Below are 10,937 nucleotides of genomic sequence, written 5' to 3' on the forward strand. Positions count from 1 at the left end.
CAAACACGCCCGTCGGTGTCCTGTCGGGCGGCGAACGCGGCCGGCTGACCCTGGCCCGAGCCTTCGCCACGCCGTCCAACCTGATGGTGCTGGACGAACCGACCAACGATCTGGACCTCGAAACGCTGGAACTGCTGCAGGAACGGCTCGCCGAATACGCCGGCACCGTGCTGCTGGTCAGCCATGACCGCGACTTCCTGGATCGCGTGGTGACCTCGGTGATCGCCACGGAAGGCGATGGGCATTGGATCGAATATGCCGGCGGCTATTCCGACATGCTGTTGCAGCGCGGACCGGCGAAGGCGGCGACGGGCGTGTCCGGCGGGCGGTCGCGCGGGTCTCGTGACGACGCGGTCAGCAAGCCGGTCGCCCGAAAATTAAGTTTCAAAGACAAGCACGCGCTGGAAACCCTGCCCGGTCGTATCGCCGCCCTGGAACAGGAGATCGTGCGGTTGAATGCGGTGCTGGCCGATCCCGACCTGTACGTGAAACAGCAGGCTCAATTCGCCGCCGCGACGAAGGCGCTGCATGCCGCCGAAACCTCCCTGGCCAAGGCCGAGGAACAATGGCTGGCCCTGGAGATGCAACGGGAGGCACTTGCCGCGGCCGGCTGACCAAAAGGTCCGGTTCGATCGGCAAACGGGATTGCCGGCGGCGCGCGCCGTGCTCAAGATAACGTGAGCGAAGCACAGGGCAACGAACATGCTTCGCGGGCCGGAGACCGCGTGCATGACCATCATCGATTCAACCAGTGGCGCCGATTACGCGACCTTGAGCGCGGCGATCACCGGTTCGTCGGCCAACGACGTGCTTCTGGTTCCGGCGGGAACCTATGTCGAGAACTTCCCCGACATCACGCACAGCCTGACGATCGATTCGGTCGGCGGCCTGGCGGTGCTCTCCAACCCACAGCCCGACCCGCCGAACGGCCGAGCCATCCTGAACGTGCCGGGCGACGACAACGTCAACCTGACCATCTCCGGCCTCGACATAACCGGCGCCAACAACGATCCGTCGGCATTGAACCCGACCGGCCCCAGCAATGGCGCCGGCATCCTGTTCGAAACAGGGAACGATTCACTGACCGTCCTGAATTCCTGGATTCACGGCAATGAGGATGGAATCCTCACCGGTGGCGCCGACGCCGCCAGCACGAACGGCATGTACGTCACCATCGCCAATTCGGAGATCGACAACAACGGTGCGCCGTCGACAAGCGATCGATATGGTTTCGACCACAACATCTATATCGGCGCCGTCACCCAACTGACCGTCAGCAACAGCTATTTCCACGACGCGCTGGGCGGCCACGAGATCAAATCCCGGGCGTTTACAAACATCATCACCAACAACCGCATCCAGGACGGCCCGACGGCGCAAACCAGCTACAGCATCGATCTCGCCGATGGCGGGATCGACACGGTGACCGGCAACGTCATCGAGAAAGGGGCATCGGCGGTCAACGACTACATGGTCCACTTCGGCGGGGAAGGCACCTATCCGGACAGCAGCCTGTACGTCGGCGATAATATCTTCATCAACGACTACGGTCCGGCCGCGGTCGCGGTTTTCAACCAGACCCTGGACCCGAACAACGACTCCATTCCGGCAACGATCGCCGACAACACGCTGTACGCCATCCCCCCCTCCAACCTGTTCTACGACCAGAATGGGCCACCATTCGACATCGTATCGAACAACGTCTTCCTGCCGGGTCCCGGGCCAACACTCGATACTTCGCCAGGGTATGGTGTTCCCGAACCATCCGGCGTCACCGTGCTGCTGCTGGCCAGTCTGAGCATGGCGATGGTGCGAACCCTGTCGATCGCGGTGTGGTGGCGCAGGGGCATGCGCCTGTTCAGGATCCGATCCTGCGCGGCAGGGTGACGCACTATCTCGACCAAAGCCGCGAGACAAAGGCGACACCAAAATCAGTAGTTCGCTCGGCATGATCAGTTGGCATCACGCTGCTTCGCCCGAACGGACCACGCGCGATCGACCGGTGCCGTCGGCAACAAAGCAATCAAGAATGACGCGGTGTTTCAAGGAGAAGAAATTAACTCGGTAGCGCCCAATCCCCTGCTTCGCCGTCGCCGATCACATGGAAAGCCACCATCGGTACGGCAGCCAACAATGCAAACACGCGAAGCATCGCTGCCGCCATAGCCATGGCATTCCGCCCAGCCACCAAGCGAAAAACCAAAACAAGGAACAGCACCGCGTAAATATCTTCTCTGTGAAACTCTGTGCAAACTCAGTGCAACTCTGTGTGCGCTTGATTACTTCCTAACCACCGGCACCCACAAACCGCTCAAGGCCCGCGAATCCGAAACAGCCATCCCCCAACGTCGCCAAGACGACAGTCCCCACCCTACCGCCGGAACCGCAGATCCAACCCCCGAGCGATCCAGCCAGCCTCGATCGCATCCAGATCGGTCAGCCCCGACGGATTAGCCTTCGAAGGCGCGATCCCCAACCGAGGCACGCCCTCCACCTTCCAGACCGACAACAACCGCCGCAGTTCCTGAAGCGGTTCGGCATGGTCATCAACGCGCAGGTTCAGATCGGGAAAATCCTCAGTCGTGACCATCATCATCGCCGCGGACTGCTTGCCGCGCCGGTCGCCGCCCGCCGCCTCGCCCGCCTCCATCGCCAGCATCAGCCGGTCCGGCATCGGCATGTCCCGGTCGGCTTTCCAACGCGCCAGCGTCGCCGAAACAACCACCTCCCCAGCCAGCATGTTGCCGGCGACACTGACCCCGCCGGCAGACACGCTGCCACACCACGCGACGCAGTTCCCGCCGGTCCAAGCGGCGGTGCGGCCGGCGCGGTCCACCGCATGGACCTGGCGGATGCCGCGTCCCTCATCGCCGGCCAGCGCGCCCTCGATCGCCGCCGCGGGCGGCAGGCCCCTGGCCATCGCGTCCAGTATCGCGGGACCCAGATAGCGGTTGGTCATCGACTGCGTGGACACCGCGCCAACGCCCGCCCGCACGAACGGACAGGATGCCCCCACGGCGAACGCCCGCGTGGCGACGGCAACGGCGAACGCATCGGAATTCGGATCATGCGCGACGATCGACCAGGTCATGACGGTGCCCCTTGCAACGCGTCCAGCATACCGATGCAGCCCCACCTTGAACACGGCGCCACATTTTTTCGTGAGCGATTGATCTGCCGCCGGCAAGTGACCGTAAAGACAACGCATCCAACCAGACGATGCTTTTCCGAGAGGAATTCTCATGTCAACGCGTGTTGTTACTTTACTGCTTGCAGGCCTCGCGGTCAGCGGACTTGCCACGGTGCCGGCCTTCGCCCAAGGCACAATGGCACCCAATACCGTCATGGTCGGCGGCGCGGCGATGTATCCGTCCAAGAATATCATCGAAAACGCCGTGAACTCGAAAGACCACACGACCCTGGTGGCCGCGGTCAAGGCAGCCGGCCTGGTCGAGACGCTGGAGGGCAAAGGCCCGTTCACCGTCTTCGCACCGACCAACGAAGCGTTCGCCAAACTGCCGGCGGGCACGGTGGATACGCTGCTGAAGCCGGAAAACAAGGCGACGCTGGTGAAAATCCTGACCTACCACGTGGTATCCGGCGACTATACCGCGGCCGACCTGATGAAAATGGTGAAGGCCGGTGGTGGCAAGGCGACCTTGAAGACCGTCGAAGGCGACCCGCTGACGGTCAGTGAGAACGGAATGAAATTGTTCATCAGCGGCGAGAAGAGTGGTGTCGCCGAAGTGACGATTTCGAACGTGAATCAGTCGAATGGCGTCATCCACGTGATCAACACGGTCCTGCTGCCGAACTGACACACGGACGGCGGGGCTTCGGTCCCGCCTCCTGACCACGATCGCGCAAGGCGGAACGTTCCGCATCAGGCCATTTACGATCGATTCGAAAACGGCCCAGCCTCAGTGCGAGAAAACGCCAAAACTGGTTCCAACGCTGCCGTGCATGGACACGGTCGCCGAACCGGGCGCCCCGGGCGGCGCACCTGCCGTGTCGCAGCCGGCCACCGCCACCGTCGCCATGGCAGCCACTATGATCCTGATGGTGACACGCCGCACATCGTGACTCCTTCCCAAAACCGGCGGAAACCGCAACGGCCTGGGGCCCGCCATTCCCTGCCGCCGGAACATGTTCTAACCTATCCGCTGGAGAAAAGGGAGGACATCGATGATTATCGAAATGCGCACCTACACGCTGCAACCCGGCACCCTCGCCGAGGTGGAGAAACGCTTCGGCGAAGCACTGCCCGTCCGCGAAAAGCACTCGAAGCTGGCAGCCTTCTGGCACACCGAAATCGGGCCGTTGAACCAGATCATCCATGTCTGGGCCTATGACAGTTTCGAGCACCGCACCGCGGTCCGCGCCGCTGCCTCGAAAGAAACCGGCTGGCCGCCGGCGATCCGCGAATTCGTCACCGCCCAGCAGAGCGAAGTGTTCCTGCCGGCGCCGTTCTCCCCCGCCCTGGAACCCCGTCAGGTCGGCCCGCTGTTCGAAATCCGCCAGTACACGCTGGTCGCCGGAGCCATCCCCGGGCTGATCGAGCGCTGGACGGACAAGATCGAGGGCCGGGCGAAAATTTCGCCCTTCGTCGGCGGCTGGTACTCGGAATTCGGCGCGTTGAACAAATGGGTCCACATCTGGGCCTATAAGGACGCGAACGAGCGTTTCAGCGCCCGCGCCGCCGCCACCGCCGGTGGTCAATGGCCCGCTCGGAATCCCCCGGGCGTCGTGGTGAAGCAGGAAAACGCCCTGGTCATGCCATCGGCTTTCTCGCCGATCCGCTAACGGTCCGATCCCAACGCCTGGTTTCCAGGCGTTGGGTAAACCTGCCAACGGGTGCTTCCCGCCAACGATCGCTTCGTTGCGCTGTGCGTCCGTCAAAATGCCGGAATCAACAAACAGATCCCCCACGCCTCGGCACCCTGCCCACATGACGGGGAACCCGCATTTCTCTACGATCCCCCCAACAATACGGAGGAGAAAGACATGCGCGCCGTTTGGTACGACCGGCAGGGACCGGCAAACGAGGTCATCGTCACCGGCGAATTGCCGACGCCCGAACCGGGGACCGGCCAGGTCCGGGTCCGCCTGGAAGCGTCCGGCGTGAATCCCTCGGACACCTACCGCCGGCGCGGCGCCGTGCCAGCCGAGTATCCCAGAGTGATCCCCAACAGCGATGGCGCCGGTGTGGTGGACAAAGTCGGCGACGGCGTTCCCGCGCGCTGGGTCGGCAAGCGGGTCTGGCTGTACAACGGCCAGCGCAACGGACGCTGGATGGGCACCGCGGCGGAATACATCGCCCTGGACGCCGATCTCGTGACCGAACTCCCCGACCACGTCTCCTTCGCCGAGGCCGCCACCCTCGGCATCCCCGGCATGACCGCACACGGCTGCGTATTCGCCGCCGGCCCTGTGCAGGGAAAGACCGTGCTGGTGACCGGCGGTGCCGGCGCCGTAGGCCACTACGCGGTGCAACTCGCCGCCTGGGCCGGGGCCCAGGTCATCGCCACCGTCAGTTCGGATGACAAGGCACAACGCGCAACGGCCGGGGGCGCCGCCCACACGATCAACTACCGCACCGAAGACGTCGCCGCCCGCGTAGCCGAGATCACACGCGGCGCCGGCGTCGATCACGTGGTCGATGTCGATCTGGGCGGAAACCTTGCGGCGGTACTGGGATCGGTGCGGGAAAACGGCAGCATCGCCTACTACGCCAGCAACGGCGCACTCGAACCGAAGATCAATCTGCGGGCGCTGATGGGAAAGAACCTGACGGTGCGCGGCTTTGTGCTGCCGACCAGTCCCCATGCCACGCGCAAGCGGGCACAGTTGGACATCGCCGCCTTCATCCGGACCCCGAACCGCATCCTGTCGGTGGCGGGTGAGTTCCCACTGTACCAAACCGCGGCCGCGCATCTGTCGGTAGAATCCGGCGGCAAGGTCGGCACCGTCGTGGTGGCCTGCGCCCGATAAAACCTATCGTCAGCGTGACGTCGGCACCGATGCCCGTGGCGCCGCCCCTGGCCCGATCGAACTGCCCCGCACGATCCCCAGCGCGGTTCCCACCAACCCGCCGATATTACCCAGATCGGCCGGGACGATCATCGTCGTCCCCGCCTTGGCGAGATTACCCCACTGGTCGATGAAGCTCTTGGCGACCTGCATCTGCAGCGCCTCGATGCCGCCTTCGACCACCGCCGCCGTGGCGATGGCGCGAATGGCGTCGGCGGTCGCCTCGGCGACCAGCGCGATCGCCTTGGCCTCGCCCTCGGCACGCAGGATCTCCGCCTGCCGCCGCCCGTCGGCAAGGTTGATCTCCTGCCGCTGCTGACCCTCCGAAGTATTGATCTGCTGCTGGCGCTGGCCTTCCGACTTGGCGATGGTCGCGCGCTTTTCACGCTCCGCGGTGATCTGCAACTCCATCGCGCGCAGAATCTCCTGCGGCGGCGTCACGTCCTTGATCTCGTAGCGCAGGACCTTGATGCCCCAGTTGGTCGCGGCTTCCTCCACCGCCCCGGCGACCGCGGCATTCAGCATCTGCCGAGACGACAACGCCTGATCCAGATGCAACTTGCCGATCTCCGAACGCATGCTGGTCTGCGCCAACTGCATCGCCGCGACCATCGGATTGCTCGATCCATAGGCCGCCTTCACCGCATCGGTAATCTGCAGATACAGGAACCCATCGACGGTCAGCGTGGTGTTGTCCAGCGAGATGCAGACCTGCGGCGCCACCTCGAATGGCACCTCACGCAGATCGAAACGATAGGCTACGCGGTCCATGAACGGCACCAGGACGTTCAATCCCGGCGACAGGTCGCGATGGAAACGACCGAGCCGCTCGACGATCCAGGATTGCTGCTGCGGCACGATGCGCATCGTCGACCGCAGGATGGCAAACGCGAACAACAGCAGCAAAAGCACAGGAACAAACGTCATCAGTGACTCGTTTGGCATGATGTCTTCCTCAAATATCGTTTTCGGCGGCTGCCTGTGTCGGCGCCGCGGCGTCGGGTGGCAAGGCCAGGTGCAGAAGCTTGTCGGTCTTGCGCACAATGACGGCGGTATCGCCGGGTACGAGAACGGAGCCGTCGTCCGTCACCGCTTCCCAGTTCACACCACGATAAGTAACGGTCAGACGATGTCCATGCGGCGAAATCCCGCATACCGACACAACCTGACCGATGTCGAAATCAACCAGCCCCGTGCCGTGCGACCCGTTCCGCCGGAACAGCATCACGGCAACGGTCAGCAACGCGCACAGCAGCAGAAACACGAAAATCAGCCAGTCATCGCGCAGCCAGAAGCCGATCAGGGTGGTCAGAAGGGCAGCGGCGGCCACGCCGGCAAGGTAAAAGGTGCCGGTATTCAGCTCGATCAGTGCCGCCAGCGCGGCAAGGACGAGAAAAGCCCATTGCATCGGTGAATTCCTCGTTCGGCGTTTCCCGTGTGGCCGGCTTTCCAGGCGAGTGTCGCCGTTTTGCCGATGCGCCGCAATGACCCAACGTGCCAGTTCGTTTTGGGCCCTTCCCCACCCGACCGACACGGTTGACACCATCCAGGCCGCCGCTTCCGGCTCCGAACCAAGGTGGCTTCCCTCGCCACAAGCCAGCGTCATCTCCATAAACAACAAGCAGCCACTCAAAACCCGGCACTCTGTGAAACTCTGTGCCAACTCAGTGCAACTCTGTGTGCGCTTGATTACTAAATCCCCCCGGACCAAGAAACAGAAACCGCCATTAACACTCCGTAAACAACTCGCCGCGATCATACCAAGATGACCCACGACCCTACCCTAACCCACCAGATCATCGGACTGGCGATGCGCGTCCACACCGCACTCGGTCCCGGCCTGATCGAAAGCATCTACGAACGCTGCCTCTGCCACGAGTTCGACCGCAACGGCCTGCCCTACGCCCGCCAGGTCGACCTGCCCGTGACCTATGACGGCGAGCAACTCGGCTGCGGCTACCGCGCCGATCTCATTGTGCGAAATGATGTGCTGCTGGAACTCAAATCGGTGGAGCACATCCTATTCGTGCATGAAGCTCAGCTTCTGACCTATCTGCGCCTGAGCTGCTGCCGCGTCGTCCTTCTGCTGAACTTCAACACGACATCGCTGAAGGAAGGCATCCGGCGCCGGGTCCTGTAAGGCCGGCCCGAGCCCATTATGACCATCCAACAGCCAACCGGGCAGTTCTGCGCAGTGGCGATCGGCGGAATCATCCCCCACGAGACCATCATCGAGAGGCTGCATAAAGCAAAACCGTCAGCTCCGGTGGAAACGGCAGTCAAACCGGCCGCCCGGAATCTCTGAATAACAGGTTTTCGTGTCTCACCAGAGTAATCAAGCGCACACAGAGTTACACCGAGTATAAATCATCCTCCGAAACAACGAAATCTAGCCTGGCCAGCCAAACATCTGCTCAGTGTAACTCTGTGCCAACTCAGTGTAACTCTGTGTGCGCTTGATTACTTTTCTTAAGCACAGCACCAACCACAACGGCCCGGCACGGCCACACACCTACCCCCCATAATCAGCAAGACGACGCCCGCTATGATCCAGCTCGATTTCCTGCTCAGCCACCCTGATCCGAATAACCGCATCCGGCCGCACCTGAAGCTTACCCAGATCGATGGCAAACCCGTGATGGCCCGTCCCGAACCCCGCATCCAGCAAATCCTGCCGAAACAAATCCGCTCGGAAAGCCAAGACCGGCCGGTCGTCCACGAACAACTGAAGCGCCACCGGCTCAACCACGGCGGTCAGGCAGCACCACCCGTGGAGAAACCCCTCGCTCACGCCATCGATCACTCCACCGTAATTTCGCCGCACCTGGGCAATGTAATCCTGGCGATTGGGCTCGATCAGGCCAACCAGCCGATCACGCAACGCATCGCTGCGCGGCAACCCGCAGAATTGCAAGATCGCATCGATAAAATCGCCCGGAAACACCAACGACTTCTCATAGCTGAGCAATAACGACGGGCATCGAAGCTGCTCGACAAACGCCACCATTGCGGCCTGCTCCTCCACCGCGATCCGCAGCGCCCGCATCGAATCCTGATATTCAGACAGCGATTTTCGTACCGCGATCGACACCGGATCGCGAAACGGAACAATAATGTGCGGATCGCTGAACCGAGCAAGATCGGCGGGCTTCAGCGGCTTGGCCAGCATGGGAAACTTGAACCCCCAGGTGCCATAGGCCGCGTCCCGCTCCCGGATCAGCCGCGTCAGCGAGGCGAAATCCCGGGCCATAAGGATTTTCGCGATCCCCTCGTCTTCATGGACAAGATCGTTGATCTCGGTCCCCATGAAGATGCCCACCTGCCGCAGGACGGATGCGACCAGGCTGGTCCCCGACCGATGCAGGCCGGTCACGATAAACGTCCGGCCGCCGCGTCCCGGCGCACCGGCGTCGGGACGGTTCACGATGAACCCCTTGTTGACCATGCCATCGGTCTGCCTGCCTGACGCACTCATCGGTTGCCCTGCCCTGTTCGACGACCCATGTTACCATCTTTCACCTATTCGCCTCATGCGATCAGGCCGCCACTCTCGGAAGGATAGAATAATGGCTGAATCTCGCCTCGCGCTTGTCGTCGGCGCCAATCGTGGCATCGGGCTCGGCGTGACGAAGGAGTTCCTGGCACACGGCTGGGATGTGATCGCAACCGCGCGCCAACCGGACAAAGCGGCGGCCCTACACGCACTCGCCGCATCGCATCCGGGACGCGTATCGATCCCACGGCTGGATATCAATAACCCCGCCGACCTGGACGGGTTTGCCGGAACGCTGGGCGGCAAAATGCTGGATGCGGTGTTGGTCAATGCCGGTGTCTCCGGCCCAGATCATCGCAGCGCGAGCAAAGCGACGGCCGAGGAAACCGGCGCCCTGATGTTCACCAACGCCATCGCGCCGGTGCGCCTGGCTCGATCGCTCGCGGACCATGTGCGGCCGGGTTCCGGCGTGGTCGCGTTCACGTCGTCGGTCATGGGCAGCGTGGCGGTGAACCCCGGTGGGCACGAATTGTACCGGGCGAGCAAGGCGGCACTGAACTCGCTGGCGCGCGGACTGTGGGGCGAACTGAGCGGCCGGAACCTGACACTGGTGTCGCTGCATCCGGGCTGGGTGCGGACCGATATGGGCGGACAGGCCGCGGCGGTTTCGGTGGAGGACAGCGCGGCCGGCGTCGTCGCGGTGCTCGAAGCACAAACCGGCGCCCACCAGCACCGGTTCCTGTCCTACACCGGCGAGGAATTGCCCTGGTAGCGAAACAAAACCAAGGGATAAGCGAGACCGCCGGGCATGGGACCGGCGGCTCGCCATTCTGCAGAACGCATCGGGCCACGCATCCCACCGATTGACAGACGCCGATTTCGACCTATAACTTTTATTATGATATCTTAAAGCTATAACGATCGGGAGAACCCGTCCATGCCGGAAACCAAAGTCGCCCTGGTCATCGGTGCCGGAGACGCGACCGGCGGCGCCATTGCCCGCCGTTTCGCGCGTGAGGGTTTTTTCGCCTGTGTCACCCGCCGCCACGGCGACAAATTGGCCGGCCTGGTCAACCGAATCGAACAGGAAGGCGGCAAAGCCCGAGCCTTTGGCAGTGATGCCCGCCGCGAAGACGAAGTGACCAATTTGTTCGCGACCATCGAACGGGAGATCGGTCCGATCGAGGTCGTATCGTTCAACATCGGCGGCAATGTCCGCTTTTCGATCCGTGAGACCACCACGCGGGTCTACACCAAGGTGTGGGAGATGTGCGCCCTGTCCGGCTTCCTGGCCGGGCGGGAAGCCGCCAAGGTCATGGTTCCCAGGGGACGCGGCACGATCCTGTTCACCGGCGCCACCGCCAGTGTGCGAGGCGGGTCCGGCTACTCGGCGTTCGCCGGCGGCAAGCACGCC

At 62.9% G+C, this 10,937-nt stretch carries 14 protein-coding genes; 9 read left to right on the forward strand and 5 right to left on the reverse strand.

Annotation, left to right across the window (positions count from 1 at the left end):
- Both GSQ89_RS27480 and GSQ89_RS27485 read left to right on the forward strand, forming a co-directional pair.
- A partial coding sequence (locus GSQ89_RS27480; protein ID WP_158931303.1) for an ATP-binding cassette domain-containing protein occupies positions 1 to 614 on the forward strand: 614 nt, incomplete at its 5' end.
- A 115-nt stretch (positions 615 to 729) separates the two neighbouring features.
- Positions 730 to 1,887: a right-handed parallel beta-helix repeat-containing protein gene (locus tag GSQ89_RS27485; protein ID WP_158931305.1), complete on the forward strand. Its 1,158-nt coding sequence runs from the start codon at positions 730 to 732 to the stop codon at positions 1,885 to 1,887.
- A 169-nt stretch (positions 1,888 to 2,056) separates the two neighbouring features.
- On the opposite strand, the gene GSQ89_RS27490 is transcribed toward GSQ89_RS27485, so the two are convergent.
- Positions 2,057 to 2,218, reverse strand: coding sequence for a hypothetical protein (locus tag GSQ89_RS27490; RefSeq protein WP_158931307.1), 162 nt, complete (start codon positions 2,216 to 2,218; stop codon positions 2,057 to 2,059).
- Between the two features lie 153 nt (positions 2,219 to 2,371).
- Entirely contained in the window at positions 2,372 to 3,091 is a 720-nt protein-coding gene (locus GSQ89_RS27495; RefSeq protein ID WP_158931309.1) for a DUF1028 domain-containing protein, read from the reverse strand.
- Between the two features lie 151 nt (positions 3,092 to 3,242).
- Between GSQ89_RS27495 and GSQ89_RS27500 the strand changes: the two genes are divergently transcribed.
- From GSQ89_RS27500 to GSQ89_RS27510, 3 genes are all read left to right on the forward strand, one after another.
- A complete protein-coding gene (locus tag GSQ89_RS27500) occupies positions 3,243 to 3,818 on the forward strand; it encodes a fasciclin domain-containing protein (RefSeq protein ID WP_158931311.1) in 576 nt (191 codons plus the stop codon).
- A 367-nt stretch (positions 3,819 to 4,185) separates the two neighbouring features.
- Positions 4,186 to 4,803, forward strand: a complete 618-nt coding sequence (locus GSQ89_RS27505; RefSeq protein ID WP_158931313.1) for an NIPSNAP family protein — start codon at positions 4,186 to 4,188, stop codon at positions 4,801 to 4,803.
- Positions 4,804 to 5,004: 201 nt separating this feature from the next.
- Positions 5,005 to 5,991, forward strand: coding sequence for an NADPH:quinone reductase (locus GSQ89_RS27510; RefSeq protein ID WP_158931315.1), 987 nt, complete (start codon positions 5,005 to 5,007; stop codon positions 5,989 to 5,991).
- 9 nt (positions 5,992 to 6,000) lie between these two features.
- Here GSQ89_RS27510 and GSQ89_RS27515 read toward each other — a convergent pair whose 3' ends face one another.
- Both GSQ89_RS27515 and GSQ89_RS27520 read right to left on the reverse strand, forming a co-directional pair.
- Positions 6,001 to 6,975, reverse strand: a complete 975-nt coding sequence (locus GSQ89_RS27515; protein WP_216856432.1) for an SPFH domain-containing protein — start codon at positions 6,973 to 6,975, stop codon at positions 6,001 to 6,003.
- 10 nt (positions 6,976 to 6,985) lie between these two features.
- Complete coding sequence (locus GSQ89_RS27520; RefSeq protein ID WP_158931317.1) at positions 6,986 to 7,789, reverse strand: hypothetical protein; 804 nt, start codon at positions 7,787 to 7,789, stop codon at positions 6,986 to 6,988.
- Positions 7,790 to 7,795: 6 nt separating this feature from the next.
- On the opposite strand from GSQ89_RS27520, the gene GSQ89_RS27525 reads away from it, so the two are divergent.
- Positions 7,796 to 8,170, forward strand: coding sequence for a GxxExxY protein (locus tag GSQ89_RS27525; protein WP_158931319.1), 375 nt, complete (start codon positions 7,796 to 7,798; stop codon positions 8,168 to 8,170).
- Between the two features lie 18 nt (positions 8,171 to 8,188).
- The gene (locus GSQ89_RS38775; RefSeq protein WP_216856433.1) at positions 8,189 to 8,335 is read left to right on the forward strand and encodes a hypothetical protein; all 147 of its coding nucleotides are present in this window, start codon (positions 8,189 to 8,191) and stop codon (positions 8,333 to 8,335) included.
- A gap of 207 nt (positions 8,336 to 8,542) precedes the next feature.
- On the opposite strand, the gene GSQ89_RS27530 is transcribed toward GSQ89_RS38775, so the two are convergent.
- Complete coding sequence (locus GSQ89_RS27530) at positions 8,543 to 9,505, reverse strand: hypothetical protein (protein ID WP_158931321.1); 963 nt, start codon at positions 9,503 to 9,505, stop codon at positions 8,543 to 8,545.
- Between the two features lie 91 nt (positions 9,506 to 9,596).
- Between GSQ89_RS27530 and GSQ89_RS27535 the strand changes: the two genes are divergently transcribed.
- Together GSQ89_RS27535 and GSQ89_RS27540 are read left to right on the forward strand one after the other, a co-directional pair.
- Positions 9,597 to 10,295, forward strand: a complete 699-nt coding sequence (locus GSQ89_RS27535) for an SDR family oxidoreductase (RefSeq protein WP_158931323.1) — start codon at positions 9,597 to 9,599, stop codon at positions 10,293 to 10,295.
- A 165-nt stretch (positions 10,296 to 10,460) separates the two neighbouring features.
- Positions 10,461 to 10,937, forward strand: a 477-nt coding sequence (locus GSQ89_RS27540; RefSeq protein WP_158931325.1) for an SDR family NAD(P)-dependent oxidoreductase, incomplete at its 3' end; no start/stop codon positions are given.

The organism is Acidisphaera sp. S103, assembly GCF_009765975.1.
In the GTDB taxonomy this organism is placed as follows: domain Bacteria; phylum Pseudomonadota; class Alphaproteobacteria; order Acetobacterales; family Acetobacteraceae; genus Rhodopila.